Genomic DNA, 19,745 nt, shown 5'->3' on the forward strand with positions numbered 1-19,745 from the left:
CAAGTCCTGGCGGGCGAGTATGTGGATTGGCGTCAGCATGCCGCAGTCGCATTCCGATTTGGAATCCTTTGAATAAAAAATATGAATTTGAGTAATTTCACTCAAGCTCATAGGATTGCCGCATAAGCCAAAGGGCTATTCGCCCATGCATAGAAAGACGCTGATGAGGGAAAGCTGATGGCCGGCAAAACGCTGTACGACAAGCTCTGGGAGATGCACGAAGTGAAGCGTCGCGACGATGGCTCCTCGCTGATCTACATCGACCGGCATATCCTCCATGAAGTGACCTCGCCGCAGGCCTTTGAAGGGCTGCGCCTGGCGGGGCGCAAGCCGTGGCGCATCGACGCCAACATTGCCACCCCGGATCACAACGTGCCCACCACCAAGGCTGAGCGCCAAGGCGGTTTGGAGGCCATTGCCGATGAAGTGTCGCGTATCCAGGTACAGACCTTGGACGAGAACTGCGATGACTTCGGCATTCTCGAATTCAAGATGAACGACGTGCGTCAGGGCATTGTCCACGTGGTCGGCCCGGAGCAGGGCGCCACCCTGCCGGGTATGACCGTGGTTTGCGGTGACTCGCACACCTCCACCCATGGCGCCTTCGGTGCGCTGGCCCACGGCATCGGCACCTCCGAGGTCGAGCACGTGCTCGCCACCCAATGCCTGGTGGCCAAGAAAATGAAGAACATGCAGGTGCGCGTCGAAGGCAAGCTGCCGTTTGGTGTCACTGCCAAGGACATCGTGCTCGCCGTAATCGGCAAGATCGGTACCGCCGGCGGTAACGGCCATGCGTTGGAGTTCGCTGGCAGCGCAATCCGCGATCTGTCGCTGGAAGGGCGCATGACCATCTGCAACATGTCCATCGAAGCCGGTGCCCGTGTCGGCCTGGTGGCAGTGGATGAGAAGACCATCGCCTACGTCGAAGGCCGCCCGTTTGCCCCGAAAGGCGCCGATTGGGCCGCCGCCGTGGCGCAGTGGCAGGACTTGGTGTCCGACGCCGATGCGCATTTCGACACCGTGGTTGAGCTGCGCGCTGAAGACATCAGGCCACAGGTCAGCTGGGGCACTTCGCCGGAAATGGTCCTGGCCGTCGACCAGAACGTGCCGGACCCAGCGGCAGAAAGCGACCCGGTGAAGAAGGACTCGATCATCCGCGCGCTGAAATACATGGGCTTGCAAGCCAATCAGGCGATCACTGATATCCAGCTGGATCGCGTATTTATCGGTTCCTGCACCAACTCGCGTATTGAAGACCTGCGCGCTGCCGCTGAAGTGGCCAAGGGCCGTAAGGTTGCCAGCAGCATCAAGCAAGCGCTGGTGGTGCCTGGCTCCGGTCTGGTCAAGGCGCAGGCGGAGCAAGAAGGACTGGACAAAATCTTTATCGAGGCCGGTTTTGAATGGCGTGAGCCGGGCTGCTCCATGTGCCTGGCGATGAATCCGGACAAGCTCGGCAGTGGCGAGCATTGCGCCTCCACCTCCAACCGCAACTTCGAGGGCCGTCAGGGCGCGGGTGGGCGTACGCACCTGGTCAGCCCGGCTATGGCGGCGGCGGCGGCGGTGACCGGCCGCTTTATCGATGTGCGCGAATTGATCCAGGCCTGAGGACTACACAGATGAAAGCCTTTACCCAACACACCGGCCTGGTTGCACCGCTCGATCGCGCCAACGTCGATACTGACCAGATCATCCCCAAGCAGTTCTTGAAGTCGATCAAGCGCACTGGCTTCGGCCCGAACCTGTTCGATGAGTGGCGCTACCACGATGTTGGTCAGCCCAATCAGGACAACTCCAAGCGCCCGGTGAATGAGGAGTTCGTGCTGAACTTCGCGCGTTATCAAGGTGCCAGCGTGCTGTTGGCGCGGGAGAATTTCGGTTGCGGGTCGAGCCGCGAGCATGCGCCTTGGGCATTGGAAGAGTACGGTTTCCGCACCATCATCGCGCCAAGCTTTGCCGATATCTTCTTCAACAACAGCTTCAAGAACGGCTTGCTGCCGATCATCCTCACGGAAGACGAGGTCGATGCGCTGTTTCAGCAGGCCGAAGCCACCGTCGGCTATCAACTGACCGTCGACCTGGCCGCGCAAACCGTGACCCGTCCGGATGGCGTGCAGTACAACTTTGAGGTCGATGCCTTCCGCAAACACTGCCTGCTCAATGGTCTGGACGATATCGGCCTGACCCTGCAGGACAGTGACGCGATCAAGACCTTTGAAACCACCTATCAGCAGCGCAGCCCCTGGCTGTTCGGTGCAATCAAGTAATCAGCGGGCGAGTGCATTCGTCACTCGCCGATTAATGAGTTGAGAAAAAGCATGTCCAAGCAGATTCTGATTCTCCCCGGTGACGGTATCGGCCCGGAAATCATGGCCGAAGCGGTCAAGGTGCTGAACCTGGCCAACGACAAGTACAACCTGGGTTTCGAGCTGAGTTTCGATGATCTCGGTGGCGCGGCTATCGACCGTTACGGCGTGCCGCTGGCTGACGAAACCCTGGAGCGCGCTAAAGCTGCGGATGCCATTTTGCTCGGCGCGGTGGGCGGCCCGAAATGGGACACCATCGACCCGGCGATTCGCCCAGAGCGTGGCCTGCTGAAAATTCGCTCGCAGCTGGGGCTGTTCGGCAATCTGCGTCCGGCGATTCTCTACCCACAGCTGGCCGATGCTTCCAGCCTCAAGCGCGAAATCGTTGCCGGTCTGGATATCCTCATCGTCCGTGAGTTGACCGGCGGTATCTACTTCGGCCAGCCGCGCGAGAGCAAGGTGCTGGAAAACGGCGAGCGCATGGCCTACGACACCCTGCCGTACAGCGAAAGCGAAATCCGCCGTATCGCCCGCGTCGGTTTCGACATGGCCCGTGTACGAGGCAAGAAGCTCTGCTCGGTGGACAAGGCCAACGTGCTGGCCTCCAGCCAACTCTGGCGCGCCGTGGTTATTGAAGTGGCCAAGGATTATCCCGACGTCGAGCTCAGTCATATGTACGTCGACAACGCGGCGATGCAGCTGGTGCGTGCGCCGAAGCAGTTCGACGTGATGGTCACCGACAACATGTTTGGCGACATTCTTTCCGATGAAGCCTCCATGCTCACTGGCTCCATCGGCATGCTGCCGTCGGCGTCTCTGGACGCCAACAACAAGGGCATGTACGAACCGTGCCATGGCAGCGCGCCAGATATCGCGGGCCAAGGCATTGCTAACCCGTTGGCGACCATCCTGTCCGTGTCCATGATGCTGCGTTACAGCTTTGGTCAAGTGGCCGCCGCAGATGCCATCGAGTTAGCCGTCAGCAAGGTGCTCGATCAAGGCTTGCGTACTGGTGACATCTACAGCGCGGGTACGACCAAGGTCGGCACGGCGGCAATGGGTGATGCGGTAGTCGAAGCGCTGCGCAGTCTGTAATCTTCCTGGCCCGCCGGAGGTCTCCGGTGGTCAGCTTATATAGGTGTAGTGGTTATGAAACGTGTAGGTCTGATCGGTTGGCGCGGCATGGTCGGTTCCGTGCTGATGCAACGCATGCTGGAAGAACAGGATTTCGACTTGATCGAGCCAGTGTTCTTCACCACCTCCAATGTCGGCGGCCAAGGTCCGGCGATTGGCAAGGAAACGGCGCCTTTGAAGGACGCCTACAGCATCGATGAGCTGAAAAGCCTGGACGTGATTCTCACCTGCCAAGGTGGCGACTACACCAGCGAAGTGTTCCCCAAGCTGCGCGAAGCCGGCTGGCAGGGCTACTGGATCGATGCCGCCTCGTCGCTGCGCATGGACGACAGCTCGGTTATCGTGCTGGACCCGGTCAACCGCAAAGTCATCGACCAACAACTGGATGCCGGCACCAAGAACTATATCGGTGGCAACTGCACTGTCAGCCTGATGCTGATGGCGCTGGGTGGTCTTTACGAGGCTGGCCTGGTCGAGTGGATGAGCGCCATGACCTATCAGGCCGCCTCCGGCGCCGGCGCGCAGAATATGCGTGAGCTGATCAAGCAAATGGGCGCTATCAACGCCTCGGTAGCCGATGAGCTGGCCGACCCAGCCAGCGCCATTCTGGATATTGACCGCAAAGTGGCCGAAGCCATGCGCGGCGAGTCCTTCCCGGTGGATAACTTTGGTGTGCCGCTGGCGGGTAGCCTGATTCCCTACATCGACAAGGAGCTGCCGAACGGCCAGAGCCGTGAAGAGTGGAAAGGGCAGGCGGAAACCAACAAGATCCTTGGTCGCTTCAAGAACCCGATCCCGGTCGATGGCCTGTGCGTGCGCATCGGTGCCATGCGTTGCCACAGCCAGGCGCTGACCATCAAGCTGAACAAGGATGTGCCGCTGTCGGACATCGAAGGCCTGATCAGTCAGCACAACCCTTGGGTCAAACTGGTGCCTAACCAGCGTGAAGCAAGCATCCGCGAGTTGGGCCCTACTGCCGTGACGGGCACCCTGAGTGTACCGGTTGGTCGTCTGCGCAAACTCAACATGGGCTCGCAGTACCTTGGCGCGTTCACCGTCGGCGACCAACTGCTGTGGGGCGCGGCGGAGCCGCTGCGGCGTATGCTGCGTATCCTGCTGGAGCGTTGATCGCGCGGCGCTGATACATAAACGGGCTGCCTGAAAGGGGCGGGCTGTTGGGTGTTCGAGTCAAATCGAGCACCCATCAGCCTGCTTCTTTGCATTTTGCGGGCCTGGCTATACAGTGCCGGGCTTATTTCGCTTGAAGTGTTGCCATGACCCGAACCTTTGATATTGCCGTGATTGGTGCCACCGGTAGCGTTGGCGAAGCCTTGGTGCAATTGCTGGAAGAGCGCGAGTTTCCGGTGGCCAATCTGCACCTGCTGGCCAGTGGAGAGTCGGCAGGGCGCTCGCTGGCTTTCAAAGGCAAAAGCTTGCGCGTTCGCGATCTGCAGGGTTTTGATTTTGCCAGTGTGCGCCTGGCGTTCTTTGCCGCAAGCAGTAAGGTTACCCAGATGTATGCGGCGCAGGCTGCTGCGGCCGGCTGTGCAGTGGTTGACCTGGCCAGTGGTCTGCCCGCCGAGCAGGCGCCGCGGCTGGTGCCTGAGGTCAATCCGCAGGTGCTCGCTGCGCTGAATGCGCCATACTTGCTGACCAGCCCGAGCGCGCCGGCGATCGCCCTGGCTGCGGTGCTGGCCGCGCTGCCTGAATCCCTTGTTATCCAGCGACTGACCGTGACCGCTTGCCTGGCTGTTTCCAGTCGTGGCCGTGAAGCTGTATCCGAACTGGCGCGCCAGACGGCCGAATTGCTTAACGGTCGGGCCCTTGAACCGCGCCTGTTTGACCGGCAGATGGCGTTTAATCTGTTGGCGCAGGTCGAACAGGCCGATAGCGACGGGCATGCTGCGTTGGAGCGGCAGATCGCCGGTGAACTCAGGCAATTGCTTGGCGTGCCGCAACTGCCGGTTGCTATTACCTGTATCCAGGCGCCGGTGTTTTTTGGCGACAGTTTGACCGTTTCTCTGCAGGCTGAGTCGGCTATCGACTTGCAGCAGGTCTGTGCTGCACTAGACGGCGCACCTGCGCTGGAACTGGTTGAGCGGGATGATTACCCGACTGCGGTAGGCGATGCCGTCGGCCAGGATGTGGTCTATGTGGGCCGGGTGCGTGCTGGTTTGGATGATCCAGCCCAACTCAATTTGTGGATTACGTCTGATAATGTGAGAAAAGGCGCGGCGCTGAATGCTGTGCAAATAGCCGAGTTGTTGATAAAACACTATCTGTAAAAGATACTTACCTAGAAATTTGAAGAATCTTTCGAGCTTGGCAATACTGGCTGAGTTGATTGCTGAATGGGGTTACACCTTCGGGTGGGGCAGGCAGCAATTTTCAATATCCTCTCGCTGGCCGAGAAAAAAGATAAAACAAGGGATAACGCTATGGTTCGGGTTCGCAAACTGGTGCTGGCAATAGCAGCTGCTTCGGCGCTGTCATCCGGTATGGCGCACGCGCTGGGGTTGGGTGAGGTGACCCTGCAATCGGCGCTCAATCAGCCGCTGGTCGCAGAGATCGAGTTGCTGGAAGTGCGCGACCTGGCCTCAAGTGAAGTTATTCCGACTCTGGCGTCACCTGAAGCATTTACCAAAGCTGGTGTAGATCGTCAGTACTTCCTGACGGATCTCAAATTTACACCGGTGCTCAAACCCAATGGCAAAAGTGTCATTCGGGTAACGTCCAATAAGCCCATGCGCGAACCCTACCTGAACTTCTTGGTTGAAGTGCTGTGGCCCAATGGTCGTTTGCTGCGTGAATACACCTTGCTGCTGGATCCGCCACTCTACAGTCCACAGAGCGTAATCCCGGCTGCTGCACAGCTGCCTGTTGCCGCACCAGCACCACGTGTGCAGGCACCTGCCACAGCCACCCGTCCAGCCGTTGCAGTCGCCCCGGTTGCTCGTCCTGTTGCCCCAGCTGCCCCAGCTGCCCCAGTCGCCCCAGTCGCTCCAGCAGCCAAGCCGCTGGACGGCAATGAATACAAAACTACGGCTAATGACACACTCTGGGAGATTGCCCAGCGTGCACGTGCGGGCGGAAGTGTGCACCAAGCCATGCTGGCTATTCAGGACTTGAACCCGGATGCCTTTGTCGGCGGCAATATCAACCGTCTGAAAAATGGCCAGGTACTGCGCTTGCCTGATGAGCAACAGGTCAAGAGCCGTTCCCAAGGTGAGGCTATTGCTCAGGTTGCCGAGCAGAATGCCGCCTGGCGCGAAGGTCGTAGTGTAGCCGCCAGCGCCCGTCAACTGGATGCCACCAAACGCACCAACGCCGCTGCCGCACCGGCCAAGGTTGAAACAGGCGATAGCCTGAAGCTGGTTGCCGCTGATAGTGGTAAAGCCACCGCCGGCAGCGACAAGGGCGCAGCCGACAGCAAAGCGTTGACCGACAAATTGGCCGTGACTCAGGAAAGCCTGGACTCCAGTCGCCGTGAAAATGACGAGCTGAAAGGTCGTATGACCGATCTGCAGAGCCAGCTCGACAAGCTGCAGCGTCTGATCCAGCTGAAAGACGATCAGATGGCCAAGCTGCAGGCCGACCTGGCAGCACAAAACAAAACGCCGGTTCCAGCGGCTGCACCGGCGGCAGCAGTTGAAACGCCGGTAGCTGCGGAGGTCCCAGTGACCCCGGCGCCAGCCGCTGCAATACAAAAACCTGCTGCCACGCCCGATTCGGTTACGCCGGCTGCGACCGGTGAGACTGATTTCAACTACAGCGAAGAGCCTGCTGCGCAGCCTGAAGCGGCCGCTCCCGTTGCACAGGTGCCTGCTCCGGTTGTGGCACCTGAGCCAGCCCCGGTAGCACCGCCTGCTCCTGTAGTTGAAACGCCGGTGGTTGCAGAGCCGCAGGCCGAGAGCAGCGCTTTTAATGATTTATTGGCTAACCCGATGCTGCTGGGCGTTGCCGGCGGTGGTGCGTTGTTGGTGCTCCTCGTCGCATTGATGATGCTTTCCCGTCGCAATGCCATGAAAGAAGCGGAATTGCAGGAAAGTCTGGCCTCTGATGAAAATGCCGCCGACCTGGGTGCAGGCCTGGATCTGCCTGATGACAGTTTTGCCGGACTGAGCGATGACCTCGCTGGCCAACAAGCCGATGTACCGAGCGATGAGCGGGTTACCGCGCAGACTGGTGATGCTTTGGGTGAGGCCGATATCTACATCGCCTATGGCCGTTTCCCGCAGGCTGCCGAGCTGCTGCAGACCGCAATCAATGACGAGCCACAGCGCAGTGATCTGCGTCTGAAGCTGATGGAAGTCTATGCCGAGATGGGGGACCGTAATGGCTTTGCCCGTCAGGACAACGAACTGCGTGAAATCGGTGGCAGCGCTGCCGAAGTCGATCAAATCAAGGCCAAGTACCCTGCGATGGCAGCGGTAGCTGCCGGAGCCGGTTTTGCAGCGGCTGCGACTGCCGAAGATCTCGACAGCTTCAGCCTGGATGATCTGACCCTGGATGACCCGGCTCCGAAAGCACCGGCTGGTGATCAGGATGATGCATTTGACCTGAGCCTGGATGACCTTGAGTCTGAACTGGACCGTGACCTGCAAGCAGCTGGTGATAATGCCTCGCTGAATGATCTGGACAGTCTGTCACTGGACAACGACCTGGACTTTAGCTCGCCGCTTGAGCAGGCCGATAATAAGGAGGATGACCTGGGCTTTGACCTGAGTCTGGCGGACAGCAGTAGTGATAGCTTGGACTTGGGGGGTGATCTGGCGGACTTCAGTCTCGATCTGGATGCGCCAGCCAAACCTGCGGCAGATGCTGAGGATGATTTCCTGCTGAGCCTGGATGATGAGCCCAGTGCGACGCCTGCTGCTGCAGAGTCAAGCTTCGAGCTGCCAGCAGAAGAAACGGCTGGTGACTTTGACCTGTCAGCTGACTTCGACCTGTCGCTGAGTGATGAAGCACCTGCTCAGCCATCGAGCGACAGCTTTGCTGCGCAACTGGACGAAGTCAGTGCCGAGTTGGATCTGCTCTCCGATGACCTGGATCAGCCTGCTGATCTGGATCTGTCGACAAGTGCTGTGCCTGCCAGCGCGGCGCTGGACAATGACGATGACTTCGATTTCCTCTCCGGCACTGACGAGACGGCCACCAAGCTTGATCTGGCTCGCGCCTACATCGACATGGGTGATACCGAAGGTGCTCGCGACATCCTTGATGAAGTCATCACCGAAGGTAACGAAGGTCAGCAACAGGAAGCGCGTGAGCTGATCGCTAAACTGGTTTGATACATGTCTGATGGTCTTACTACAACGGCAGCCGATTCGGCTGCCGTTGGCGTTTTCAAGATAGCCCTTGGTGTCGAGTACAAAGGTTCACGTTATCGTGGTTTTCAGCGTCAGCGTGCCGGTGTGCCGTCTATTCAGGAGTCGCTGGAAAAAGCCCTGGCGAAAGTCGCGGGTGGTGTGCCCGTTACCCTGAGCTGCGCAGGACGTACGGATGCGCTGGTGCATGCCAGTGCGCAGGTGGTGCATTTCGATACACCGGTAGAGCGCTCCATGCATGCCTGGGTGATGGGCGCGAATATGAACCTGCCTGGCGACATCAGCGTGACCTGGGCCAAGTCGATGCCGGCGCACTTTGATGCGCGTTTCTGTGCCATGGCGCGTCGCTACCGTTATGTGATCTATAACGATCAGATTCGTCCGGCGCATATGGCCGAAGAGGTCACCTGGAATCACCGGCCGCTGGATATCGAACGCATGCGCCAGGCGGCGCGGTGTTTCATTGGTACCCACGATTTCAGTGCGTTCCGCGCGCGCCAATGCCAGGCCAAGTCGCCAATCAAGACGGTGCACCACCTGGAATTGCTGCAGTACGGCCGGTTTATCGTGCTGGATATCCGCGCCAATGCCTTTTTACATCATATGGTGCGCAATATCGCCGGTGTGCTGATGACCATTGGTGCTGGCGAACGGCCGGTTGAATGGGCGCAGGAGGTGCTGGAAACCCGCGTACGGCGTACTGGTGGGGTGACTGCTCATCCCTATGGGCTGTACCTGGTGCAGGTCGACTACCCCGAGGAATTCGACTTGCCCAAGCGTTACCTGGGGCCGCATTTTCTCTCCGGTTTGCCGGACGTCGCCGTCGAGATCTGAACGCGCATCAACAGCGGGGGGGCTGCGTTTTTGTTAGTGCGCGGCTTGCGCAGAGCCGCCAACAGACCCTAGCATCCGGCTTTTCCTGAATTAATTGAGGTCATCCTGTTGTCAGCCGTTCGCAGCAAGATTTGTGGCATTACCCGTGTAGAGGATGCACTGGCTGCAGTCGAGGCAGGGGCCGATGCCATTGGCCTGGTCTTTTATGCTAAGAGTCCGCGGGCGGTCAGCGTGCCGCAGGCGCGGGCCATCATTAATGCCTTGCCGCCTTTTGTGACCACGGTTGGCCTGTTCGTTGATGCCAGCCGCTGTGAGTTGGGGGAGATTCTTGATGCAGTGCCGCTCGATTTGCTGCAATTTCACGGCGACGAGACCCCGGCTGACTGTGATGGTTATCACCGTCCTTATATCAAGGCGCTGCGCGTTAAGCCGGCGGATGATATTGCTGTGCAGGTAGCGCTGTACAAGAATGCCAGCGGCGTACTGTTGGACACCTATGTGCCGGGTGTCCCGGGTGGTACGGGCGAGGCTTTCGACTGGTCGCTGGTGCCGGCGCAATTGGGCAAGCCGGTCATTCTGGCGGGTGGCCTGACGGCCGAAAATGTGGCCCAGGCCATTACTCAGGTGCGTCCTTACGCCGTCGATGTCAGTGGCGGTGTCGAGTCGGCCAAAGGCATTAAGGATGCGGCGAAGATCAAGGCGTTCATGCAGGCGGTCAAGCGTGGGTGAGTGGTGTCGGGGTATGTGACGACGCTGCTGGCTTGGCCGTCCATAACCCTGTTGCAGGTTGTATGAATACTGCAGGCGGTTGATTCAAGGTGGCTGGTGCCGGCACCGGTCCCTGAAATGGCTGTACTCATGAATTTTCCCTGGCAGGCCCGGTCGCATATAGCGCAGCCCGCCCGGTTAACAGCTTTGGAGAGTCAAGAGCATGAGCAACTGGTTGGTAGATAAACTGATCCCATCGATCATGCGTTCCGAGGTCAAAAAGAGTTCGGTGCCCGAAGGGCTGTGGCACAAATGCCCGTCTTGCGATGCGGTGTTGTACAAGCCTGAGCTGGAAAAGACCCTGGATGTTTGTCCCAAGTGCAATCATCACATGCGCATCGATGCCCGTGCGCGGCTGGATATCTTCCTTGATGCCGATGGCCGTGAAGAACTGGGTGCCGAACTTGAGCCGGTTGATCGCCTGAAGTTTCGCGACAGCAAGAAGTACAAGGATCGCCTTGCTGGCGCGCAGAAGCAGACGGGTGAGAAGGATGCCCTGATTGCCATCCGTGGCACCCTGGAAGGCATGCCGGTGGTCACCTGTGCATTCGAATTCTCCTTTATGGGGGGGTCGATGGGCGCCATCGTTGGTGAGCGCTTTGTCCGCGCCGCTAATGCCGCTCTGGAGCAACGTTGCCCGTTGGTATGTTTCTCCGCGTCCGGTGGTGCGCGTATGCAGGAGGCGCTGATCTCGCTGATGCAGATGGCTAAGACCTCGGCTGTACTGGCACGTCTGCGTGAAGAAGGTATTCCGTTTATTTCCGTGCTGACTGACCCGGTGTACGGCGGCGTGTCTGCCAGTCTGGCCATGCTCGGTGATGTGATTGTTGCCGAGCCCCGTGCACTGATCGGCTTCGCGGGCCCGCGGGTCATCGAGCAGACCGTGCGCGAGAAGCTGCCTGAAGGTTTCCAGCGCAGTGAGTTCCTGCTAGAGCACGGCGCCATCGACATGATCATTCACCGTGCCGAGTTGCGTCCGCGCCTGGCGCGTCTGTTGGCCCAGCTGATGGGGTTGCCATCGCCTGTTGCACTGTCGGCGACTGCATGACTGAACGTTCCCTTGCCGATTGGCTGAGTTATCTGGAGCAACTGCACCCTAGCGCCATTGATATGGGGCTGGAGCGTTCCCGGATCGTCCTGCAGCGTCTGGGGTTAGCCAGGATTGCACCTCGGGTGATCACCGTCACCGGCACCAATGGCAAGGGATCTACCTGTGCCTTTATCGCCTCGCTGCTGCAAGGGCAGTGGCTCAAGGTTGGTGTCTACAGCTCACCCCATCTGCTGCGTTACAACGAGCGTGTGCAGATTGTCGGTGTTGAAGCCAGTGATGCCCAGCTCTGTGAAGCCTTTGCCGTGGTTGAGGCAGCGCGCGGCGACACTTCGCTGACCTATTTTGAAATGGGCACCCTGGCAGCTTTCTGGCTATTCCAGCAAGCTGGGCTGGATGCTCTGGTTCTGGAAGTGGGGCTGGGCGGTCGTCTGGATGCGGTGAACCTGCTGGATGCCGATATTGCCGTGGTGACCAGCATTGGTATCGATCATGCCGACTGGCTCGGCGATAGCCGCGAATCAGTCGCCTTCGAGAAGGCTGGTATTCTGCGCGCCGCGAAACCTGCCTTGTGCGGTGATATTGATCCGCCGCAACCGCTGCTCGATCAGGTGGCATTGCTGGACACGCCATTTTTCCTGCGTGGCCGCGATTATGACCTGAGCATGAATGAGCATGACTGGACTTGGCATGGCCTCAATGCGCAGGGCCAAGTGCTGCATCTTGATCAGTTGCCGTTGCTTGATCTGCCTATGGAAAACGCAGCCCTGGCCTTACAGGCTTATGCGGTGATGCAGCTGCCCTGGCAGCCTGAGGCGATCCGCAAAGCGTTGCTGCAGACCCGAGTCACCGGGCGATTGGATCGCAGAATGCTCAATTGGCAGGGCAAGTCACTCACGCTGCTGCTCGATGTTGGGCATAATCCCCATGCGGCTGACTATCTGGCTCAGCGTCTGGCTTCGCGAGTCCTGCCTGGCAAGCGTTTGGCGGTATTTGGTCTGCTCGCTGACAAGGACTTGAACGGTGTGATTGCCCCCTTGCTGGCTGACGTGGACAGCTGGGCGGTGGCGCCATTGCCGACCAGTCGTAGCCGTGAAGCTGCCGAGTTGCAGGCGCATCTGCAGGACTGTGGTGCGCAAGTGGCTGCTTATGCCAGTGTGCAGGCCGCACTGGAGGCTCAGTGCGAGCGGGCCGCCGATGGCGATGAAGTGCTGCTGTTTGGATCTTTCTACTGCGTGGCCGAGGCCCTGGATTGGCTGGCCCGCCAAGCCAATGGGGGCGTGCAGGATGGCTTTGCTGGATAAAGGATTGAAGCAGCGCATGGTCGGTGCGCTGGTGTTGCTGGCGCTGGCAGTGATCTTCCTGCCGATGTTGTTATCGCGTGAAGACGAGTCGCGTCGGGTGCAGGTCGATGCCCCTGAAATGCCGGCTGCGCCTGAAATGCCCAGTCTCGAGGTGCAAGCCGTGGCGGTACCTGAGCCGCAGTTGTTGCCGGATGAGCCGGTTGGTTCCGACGCCATGCAAAGTCCGGAGCCGGTCGAGGCGCCGTCGCTTGAGCAGCCGGCCGTGGCCGCAGTGCCTGCCCCTGCTGCTGCACCAGTGGCCGCGCCACCTGCTGCGCCCAGTAAGCTGGATGCCAATAGCCTGCCGATTAGCTGGTCGGTGCAGCTGGCGAGCCTGTCCAGCAGCGATGGCGCGCAGAAGCTGCAGAAAACCCTGCGTACTCAAGGCTACAACGCCTACATCCGCAGCGTTGATGGCATGAACCGGGTATTTGTCGGGCCACTGATCGAGCGCGCCGAGGCGGATCGTCTACGTGATCAGCTCAACCGTCAGCACAAACTCAATGGTTTTGTGGTGCGCTTCCAGCCTGAAGCGGGCTGAACAACCGGCCTGATCTGCCCGTCAGTCTAGGCAAGTCGCCAGGTTCGCCGGGCATTTCAGCGGTTGGTGAATCCTTTGCTTACTCCCTTTGTAGGTGCTCTGCTAAAATGCAGCGCCTTTCCAGTCGGTAACCTGCATCGTGGCATTCACCTGGGTCGATTGGGCGATTATCGCCGTTATCGCCATTTCAAGTCTGATCAGTCTGAGCCGAGGCTTCGTCAAGGAAGCCCTGTCGCTGCTTACTTGGATCATTGCTGGCGTGGTCGCCTGGATGTTCGGCGGCGCGCTGTCGCAGCACCTGGTGGACTACATCGATACCCCTTCGGCGCGCGTGATTGCAGGTTGCGCCATGCTGTTTGTGGTCACCCTGTTGGTGGGGGCCCTGGTCAACTACCTGATCGGTGAGCTGATCCGGGTGACCGGCCTGTCGGGTACTGATCGTTTTCTCGGTATGGTCTTCGGCGCAGCGCGCGGTGGACTGCTGGTCGTGGTGTTGGTCGGCTTGATCAGCCTGGCACCTGTGCAGCAAGACCGCTGGTGGCAGGAATCAGCGCTGATGCCACATTTTCTGATGGTTGCAGACTGGTCGAAAAACCTGATCCTTGGGGTGTCCAGTCAGTGGCTTGCCAGCGGCGTGACAGCGCCGGTGGAGTTACCGTTCAAAGAGGCGCTGCTGCAGCCCAAGCTGCCGTAAGTGCATTGCGAATCATCGTGTTCCATTGAGTAGGGGTTGCGTCACATGTGCGGCATTGTCGGTATCGTCGGTAAATCGAACGTCAATCAGGCGCTGTATGACGGGCTGACCGTCCTCCAGCACCGCGGCCAGGATGCTGCCGGTATTGTCACCAGCCATGATGGCCGCCTGTTCCTGCGTAAGGACAACGGCCTGGTGCGTGATGTCTTCCAACAACGCCACATGCAGCGTCTGGTCGGCCATATGGGTATCGGCCACGTGCGCTACCCGACGGCGGGCAGTTCCAGCTCCGCCGAAGCGCAACCGTTCTACGTCAACTCGCCGTACGGCATCACCTTGGCGCACAACGGCAACCTGACCAACGTCGAGCAGCTGGCCAAGGAGATTTACGAATCTGACCTGCGCCACGTCAACACCAACTCCGATTCGGAAGTGCTGCTTAACGTGTTTGCTCACGAGTTGGCGCAGCGCGGCAAGCTGCAGCCGACCGAAGAAGACGTGTTCGCCGCGGTGACGGAGGTGCACGAGCGCTGCTTGGGCGGTTATGCAGTGGTGGCGATGATCACTGGCTACGGCATTGTCGGTTTCCGCGACCCTAACGGCATTCGTCCGATTGTGTTTGGCCAGCGTCACACCGATGAAGGTGTGGAATACATGATTGCCTCCGAAAGCGTGTCGCTCGACGTGCTCGGCTTTACCTTGATCCGTGACCTGGCACCGGGCGAAGCGGTGTATATCACCGAGGAAGGCAAGCTGTTCACCCGTCAGTGCGCGGCCAATCCAACATATGCACCGTGCATCTTTGAGCACGTCTACCTGGCGCGTCCGGATTCGATCATGGACGGCATCTCGGTGTACAAGGCGCGCCTGCGCATGGGCGAGAAGCTGGCCGACAAGATCCTCCGTGAACGTCCACAGCATGACATCGACGTGGTCATCCCGATTCCCGACACCAGCCGCACCGCTGCGCTGGAGTTGGCCAACCACTTGGGTGTGAAGTTCCGCGAAGGCTTCGTCAAGAACCGTTACATCGGCCGCACCTTCATCATGCCGGGGCAGGCTGCACGGAAGAAATCCGTACGCCAGAAGCTCAATGCCATCGAACTGGAGTTCCGTGGCAAGAACGTCATGCTGGTGGATGACTCCATCGTGCGTGGCACCACCTGCAAACAAATCATTCAGATGGCCCGCGAAGCCGGGGCGAAGAATGTGTATTTCTGCTCGGCTGCACCGGCAGTGCGTTACCCCAACGTCTACGGTATCGACATGCCCAGCGCCCATGAGCTGATTGCACATGGCCGTACCACCGAAGAAGTGTGTGAGCTGATCGGTGCTGACTGGCTGGTGTATCAGGACCTGCCGGATTTGATTGAAGCGGTCAGCGGCAGCAAGAAGATCAAGATCGACAATTTTGACTGCGCGGTGTTTGACGGCAAGTACGTCACCGGTGACGTTGATGAGGCTTACCTGAACAAGATCGAGCAGGCACGCAACGATGCCTCCAAGGTCAAGTCGCAGGCGGTCAGTGCGATTATCGATTTGTACAACAACTAAACCATCAGCCCTTGGCGTTCGGCCCGGGATGTATCCGGGCCCATTTGGAATTTTTAGCCCGGAGCCTATCCGGGCTTTTGCTGTGAAGAGGTAGGTATGAGTCAGGAATGGCAAGCGGGACGTCTGGACAGCGATCTTGAAGGCGTCGGCTTCGACACCTTGGCGGTGCGCGCCGGTCAGCATCGCTCCCCCGAGGGCGAGCACAGCGAGGCGATTTACCCGACGTCCAGTTACGTGTTCCGTTCGGCGGCCGATGCGGCGGCGCGCTTTGCTGGCGAAGTGCCGGGCAATGTCTATTCGCGCTACACCAACCCGACTGTGCGTGCCTTTGAAGAGCGCATTGCCGCGCTGGAAGGGGCCGAGCAGGCTGTGGCGACCTCGTCCGGCATGTCGGCGATTCTGGCCATTGTCATGAGCCTGTGCAGCGCAGGCGACCACGTGCTGGTGTCGCGCAGTGTGTTCGGCTCAACCATCAGCCTGTTCGAAAAGTACCTCAAGCGCTTTGGTGTGCAGGTTGATTATGTGCCCTTGGCGGATCTCGACGGCTGGGCGGCGGCGTTTAAGACCAACACCAAGTTGCTGTTTGTCGAGTCGCCGTCCAATCCGTTGGCCGAGCTGGTGGATATTGCTGCACTGGCCGACATCGCTCACAGCAAAGGCGCGTTGCTGGCGGTGGACAACTGCTTTTGCACGCCGGCCTTGCAGCAGCCAATCAAACTCGGTGCGGATGTGGTGATGCATTCGGCCACCAAGTACATCGACGGCCAAGGCCGCAGCATGGGCGGTGTGGTGGCGGGCTCGGCCAAGTTGATGACCGATGTGGTGGGTTTTTTGCGCACTGCCGGGCCGACGCTGAGCCCATTCAATGCCTGGATTTTCCTCAAAGGTCTGGAAACTTTGCGTATCCGCATGCAGGCCCATTGCGCCAGTGCACTGCACTTGGCGCAGTGGCTGGAGCAGCAGGACGGCATTGAGCACGTGTATTACGCTGGCTTACCCAGCCACCCGCAGCATGAACTGGCCAAGCGCCAACAGAGCGCCTTCGGTGCGGTGGTCAGCTTTGAGGTTAAGGGTGGCAAGGAAGCGGCCTGGCGGTTTATTGATGCCACACGGGTGATTTCCATCACCACCAACCTGGGTGATACGAAAACCACCATCGCCCACCCGGCGACCACTTCGCATGGCCGTCTAACCCCGGCCGAGCGTGCCAATGCCGGGATTCGCGACAACCTGATTCGCGTTGCCGTGGGTCTGGAAGACCTGGCGGATCTGCAGGCGGATCTGGCTCGCGGTCTGGCGGCACTCTAAACCGCTCCCAGCACCTGGCGGTTGCTCGCCAGGTGCATCATTTCTCCACAGCGGCTGTTTATTGCTGGGTTTGTCCACTGATGCGTTCGGCTGCAGGCCAACCTTTGGCTAGCCGTGGGCGAACTTTGACGCACTTCAAATTCTCTTCAGGCGCAGGCGCTAGCATTCATCGCAGGCGCGGCGTCTGATCGCGCACAAATAATAAGAACAGGGTCTGACTCATGGACCGAATTCAGCCGTGTATTTCGTCTGCCAATGGTGTGCTCCGCCAGAGCCTGCTGGACCTGCTGGGGCGCAGTGACGATTTTGCCCTGACGTTGCTGCTGGCCCCGGCTGGCTCCGGCAAGTCCACCTTGCTGCAGCACTGGCGCGCTGGCTGTGCGGCGACGCTCGTGCATTACCCGCTGCAGGCACGCGACAACGACCCGCTGTGCTTTTTCCGTCACCTGGCCGAGGGCATTCGCGCCCAGGTCATTGACTTCGACACGTCCTGGTTCAACCCGCTGGCGCTGGCGTCCAGCCTGTCGCCACGGCTGCTGGGCGAGCTGTTCGGCGATGCGCTGGAGCGAGTCGAAGGGCCGCTGTTTATCGCGTTCGATGATTTTCAGTGGATTGAGTCGCGCAGTATTCTGGAGGTGATGGCGGTGCTGCTGGAGCAGCTGCCGAGCCATGTTCACCTGATCATCGCCAGCCGCAATCATCCAGGCTTTGCCCTGAGCCAGCTGAAGCTGGAAAACCGCCTGCTGTGTATCGATCAGCACGACTTGCGCTTGTCCGCCGAGCAGGTGCAGCAGCTCAACCGCCACCTGGGCGGGCAGGCGCTGAACCCGGATTACCTCGACAGCCTGCTGGGTATGACGGAAGGCTGGGTGGCAGGGGTGAAGATCGCCTTGTTGGCCTATGCGCGCTTCGGCACCCAGGCGTTGCAACGTTTCAACGGCAGTCAGCCGGAAATCGTCGATTACTTTGGCCATGTGGTGCTGCGCCAGTTGCCACCGCACCTGCGCGAGTTTCTTCTGTGCTGCGGGCTGTTCGAGCGTTTTGATGGTGCGCTCTGTGACCATGTGCTGCAGCGCACGGGCTCAGCGCTGTTATTGGAGGAGTTGGCTGAGCGGCAGTTGTTCCTGCTGCCGGTGGAAAACCAGCCTGGCAGCTTTCGCTTCCATGCGTTGCTGCAGGACTTTCTCTGCCGACGCCTGCTGATCGAGGAATACGCCCGCCTGGATCAGCTGCACAGTCGCGCAGCGGATTACTTCATGCAACTGGGCGAGCATGAGCAGGCTTTACAGCATGCCCAGCACTGTGCGGGTCAGCAGCTGTTTCTCGGGCTGTTGGAGCACAGCTGCGCGGCCTGGGTTCGCAGCGGCCAGTTCGGTGACATCCTGCGCTGGCTGGAGCCGTTGCCGGAATCGCTGCTGCTGGCCCAGCCCAAACTATTGGGCTGGCTGATTGCCGCGCTGTCGCTGTCACGGCGCTTCCATCAGGCGCATTACCACCTGGAATTACTCGATGGCCTGCAGGCGCGTGCACCTGGCGCGAACCTGGAGCCGGCGACGCGGCAGTTTCTCGCTTTGCTGCTTGGCTTGTTCGAGCAGGACAAGGACTTTGAGCCGCCGCCGGCCTGGCGTGACCTGTTGGGCGCGGGGCAGGACCTGGAAATCCGTGCCTGCACCCTGGCGGTGATTGCCTATCAGCACCTGCTGGGGGCACGCTTGCAGGAGGCCATTCGCTTTGCCAGCGAGTCCAAGCAACTGTTGGCGCAATGCGGGCACAGTTTCCTGGAGAGCTACACCGACCTGATCATTGCCCTGTGCCATCGCAACGCCGGGCGTGCAACACACGCACGCAAGCAGGTATGCCTGGATTATCAGGGCACCAATCCGACGTCTCCGGCCTGGGTCAACCGTGCCACGGCCATGGTGGTGGTGCTGTACGAGCAGAATCAGCTGAACGAGGCACAACAGCTGTGCGACGAGCTGATGGCGATGGTCAACTCGTCTTCGGCCACCGAGGCGATTGCCACGGTTTACATTACCCTGTCACGGCTGTTGCACCGGCGTCAGCAGCAGGCCCGGGCCTGCCGTCTGCTGGATCAGCTGTCGTGCATCCTGCAGCTGGGTAACTACGCGCGATTTGTCAGCCAGGTGGCTCAGGAAAGCATGCGCCAGGCTTGGCTTGGCGGTAAGGCGGCTACCATGGACGCGGTGGCTCAGCGCTATGATCTGCCGGCACGTTTGCAAGCCGGGGAGTGGGAGACGGTGCGGCCTTATGACGAGAGTTGGGAGCGTTTGGGCCTGGCCTGCGTCTACTGGTTGCAGGCGCGCGGTGCGCAGGTACAGGCGGCGCGGATTCTCAAGGTGCTTGGTGCGGCGCTGCAGCGCAGCGAAATGCGCGCGCGACGGCTGATCGTTGAAGCCAATCAACTGGTCTTGGCCGCCACCACACAGAGCAAAGCGCAACAACTCGAGGCCCTCAGCCGTCTGGTGGAGGCCCATGGCATCGTCAATATCAACCGTTCGGTGTTCGACGAGGCGCCGGGTTTTGCCGCGGGTGTGCTGAGCCTGGTGCAGGCCGGTCTGCTCGCAGTGCCGGACAAGTACCGCGAGCACTATGCCGAATTCCTGCAGGGTGAGCAGAGCGCACCGCCATTTGATCCACTGGCCAGTGGCCTGCTCACCGGGCGGGAAGTGGAAGTGTTCGAGTGCCTGCTCAGCGGACTGTCGAATACGCAGATCAGCGACAAGACCGGTATTGCTCTGTCCACCACCAAATGGCACCTGAAGAACATCTACTCCAAGCTCAATGTCTCCAGCCGCACCGAAGCGATTCTCGTCGTACGCCCGCGGGCCTCACTCAGCTAGCCCAGCCCTCACCGACTGATTGGCCGCCAC

Annotated in this window: 15 protein-coding genes; all 15 read left to right on the forward strand. The window is 59.8% G+C overall.

Annotated elements, in window-relative coordinates; all coding sequences use genetic code 11:
* The first annotated feature begins 177 nt into the window (after window positions 1-177).
* The 15 genes from leuC to OU997_RS15635 all read left to right on the forward strand — a co-directional run bounded on the left by leuC (window position 178) and on the right by OU997_RS15635 (window position 19,715).
* On the forward strand, window positions 178-1,605 hold the full coding sequence (gene leuC, locus OU997_RS15565; RefSeq protein ID WP_267807396.1) for a 3-isopropylmalate dehydratase large subunit: 1,428 nt from the start codon (window positions 178-180) through the stop codon (window positions 1,603-1,605).
* An 11-nt stretch (window positions 1,606-1,616) separates the two neighbouring features.
* Window positions 1,617-2,264, forward strand: a complete 648-nt coding sequence (gene leuD, locus OU997_RS15570; RefSeq protein WP_108489080.1) for a 3-isopropylmalate dehydratase small subunit — start codon at window positions 1,617-1,619, stop codon at window positions 2,262-2,264.
* A gap of 51 nt (window positions 2,265-2,315) precedes the next feature.
* Entirely contained in the window at window positions 2,316-3,398 is a 1,083-nt protein-coding gene (gene leuB / locus OU997_RS15575) for a 3-isopropylmalate dehydrogenase (protein ID WP_267807397.1), read from the forward strand.
* 54 nt (window positions 3,399-3,452) lie between these two features.
* Window positions 3,453-4,565 (forward strand): aspartate-semialdehyde dehydrogenase, encoded by a 1,113-nt coding sequence (asd, locus tag OU997_RS15580; protein WP_069521323.1) that lies wholly within the window; start codon window positions 3,453-3,455, stop codon window positions 4,563-4,565.
* Window positions 4,566-4,711: 146 nt separating this feature from the next.
* Window positions 4,712-5,722, forward strand: coding sequence for an aspartate-semialdehyde dehydrogenase (locus OU997_RS15585; RefSeq protein ID WP_267807400.1), 1,011 nt, complete (start codon window positions 4,712-4,714; stop codon window positions 5,720-5,722).
* A 153-nt stretch (window positions 5,723-5,875) separates the two neighbouring features.
* Window positions 5,876-8,728 carry a FimV/HubP family polar landmark protein gene (locus OU997_RS15590; RefSeq protein WP_267807401.1) on the forward strand — a complete coding sequence of 951 codons (2,853 nt, stop codon included), beginning with the start codon at window positions 5,876-5,878 and terminating at the stop codon, window positions 8,726-8,728.
* Between the two features lie 3 nt (window positions 8,729-8,731).
* Window positions 8,732-9,598, forward strand: a complete 867-nt coding sequence (gene truA / locus OU997_RS15595; RefSeq protein WP_108489084.1) for a tRNA pseudouridine(38-40) synthase TruA — start codon at window positions 8,732-8,734, stop codon at window positions 9,596-9,598.
* A gap of 108 nt (window positions 9,599-9,706) precedes the next feature.
* Window positions 9,707-10,327, forward strand: a complete 621-nt coding sequence (locus OU997_RS15600; protein ID WP_267807403.1) for a phosphoribosylanthranilate isomerase — start codon at window positions 9,707-9,709, stop codon at window positions 10,325-10,327.
* Window positions 10,328-10,529: 202 nt separating this feature from the next.
* Window positions 10,530-11,414, forward strand: coding sequence for an acetyl-CoA carboxylase, carboxyltransferase subunit beta (gene accD, locus OU997_RS15605; protein WP_108489086.1), 885 nt, complete (start codon window positions 10,530-10,532; stop codon window positions 11,412-11,414).
* Window positions 11,411-12,718, forward strand: a complete 1,308-nt coding sequence (gene folC / locus OU997_RS15610) for a bifunctional tetrahydrofolate synthase/dihydrofolate synthase (RefSeq protein ID WP_267807405.1) — start codon at window positions 11,411-11,413, stop codon at window positions 12,716-12,718. The genes accD and folC overlap by 4 nt, the downstream gene beginning before the upstream one ends.
* A complete protein-coding gene (locus tag OU997_RS15615) occupies window positions 12,702-13,298 on the forward strand; it encodes an SPOR domain-containing protein (RefSeq protein ID WP_267807407.1) in 597 nt (198 codons plus the stop codon). The genes folC and OU997_RS15615 overlap by 17 nt, the downstream gene beginning before the upstream one ends.
* A 139-nt stretch (window positions 13,299-13,437) precedes the next feature.
* On the forward strand, window positions 13,438-13,992 hold the full coding sequence (locus OU997_RS15620; RefSeq protein WP_108489089.1) for a CvpA family protein: 555 nt from the start codon (window positions 13,438-13,440) through the stop codon (window positions 13,990-13,992).
* A gap of 45 nt (window positions 13,993-14,037) precedes the next feature.
* Window positions 14,038-15,546, forward strand: a complete 1,509-nt coding sequence (gene purF / locus OU997_RS15625; RefSeq protein WP_108489090.1) for an amidophosphoribosyltransferase — start codon at window positions 14,038-14,040, stop codon at window positions 15,544-15,546.
* Window positions 15,547-15,642: 96 nt separating this feature from the next.
* The gene (locus OU997_RS15630; protein ID WP_267807409.1) at window positions 15,643-16,854 is read left to right on the forward strand and encodes an O-succinylhomoserine sulfhydrylase; all 1,212 of its coding nucleotides are present in this window, start codon (window positions 15,643-15,645) and stop codon (window positions 16,852-16,854) included.
* Between the two features lie 221 nt (window positions 16,855-17,075).
* Window positions 17,076-19,715, forward strand: a complete 2,640-nt coding sequence (locus tag OU997_RS15635) for a LuxR C-terminal-related transcriptional regulator (protein WP_267807411.1) — start codon at window positions 17,076-17,078, stop codon at window positions 19,713-19,715.
* Window positions 19,716-19,745 lie beyond the last annotated feature (30 nt).

The organism is Pseudomonas sp. SL4(2022) (assembly GCF_026625725.1).
GTDB lineage: Bacteria > Pseudomonadota > Gammaproteobacteria > Pseudomonadales > Pseudomonadaceae > Aquipseudomonas.

Excerpts from the sequence above, each read along its gene's own strand:
- leuC (WP_267807396.1), top strand. The coding sequence starts at position 178 with ATGGCCGGCAAAACGCTGTACGACAAGCTCTGGGAGATGCACGAAGTG.
- leuD (WP_108489080.1), top strand. The coding sequence starts at position 1,617 with ATGAAAGCCTTTACCCAACACACCGGCCTGGTTGCACCGCTCGATCGC.
- leuB (WP_267807397.1), top strand. The coding sequence starts at position 2,316 with ATGTCCAAGCAGATTCTGATTCTCCCCGGTGACGGTATCGGCCCGGAA.
- asd (WP_069521323.1), top strand. The coding sequence starts at position 3,453 with ATGAAACGTGTAGGTCTGATCGGTTGGCGCGGCATGGTCGGTTCCGTG.
- OU997_RS15585 (WP_267807400.1), top strand. The coding sequence starts at position 4,712 with ATGACCCGAACCTTTGATATTGCCGTGATTGGTGCCACCGGTAGCGTT.
- OU997_RS15590 (WP_267807401.1), top strand. The coding sequence starts at position 5,876 with ATGGTTCGGGTTCGCAAACTGGTGCTGGCAATAGCAGCTGCTTCGGCG.
- truA (WP_108489084.1), top strand. The coding sequence starts at position 8,732 with ATGTCTGATGGTCTTACTACAACGGCAGCCGATTCGGCTGCCGTTGGC.
- accD (WP_108489086.1), top strand. The coding sequence starts at position 10,530 with ATGAGCAACTGGTTGGTAGATAAACTGATCCCATCGATCATGCGTTCC.
- folC (WP_267807405.1), top strand. The coding sequence starts at position 11,411 with ATGACTGAACGTTCCCTTGCCGATTGGCTGAGTTATCTGGAGCAACTG.
- OU997_RS15615 (WP_267807407.1), top strand. The coding sequence starts at position 12,702 with ATGGCTTTGCTGGATAAAGGATTGAAGCAGCGCATGGTCGGTGCGCTG.
- purF (WP_108489090.1), top strand. The coding sequence starts at position 14,038 with ATGTGCGGCATTGTCGGTATCGTCGGTAAATCGAACGTCAATCAGGCG.
- OU997_RS15630 (WP_267807409.1), top strand. The coding sequence starts at position 15,643 with ATGAGTCAGGAATGGCAAGCGGGACGTCTGGACAGCGATCTTGAAGGC.
- OU997_RS15635 (WP_267807411.1), top strand. The coding sequence starts at position 17,076 with ATGGACCGAATTCAGCCGTGTATTTCGTCTGCCAATGGTGTGCTCCGC.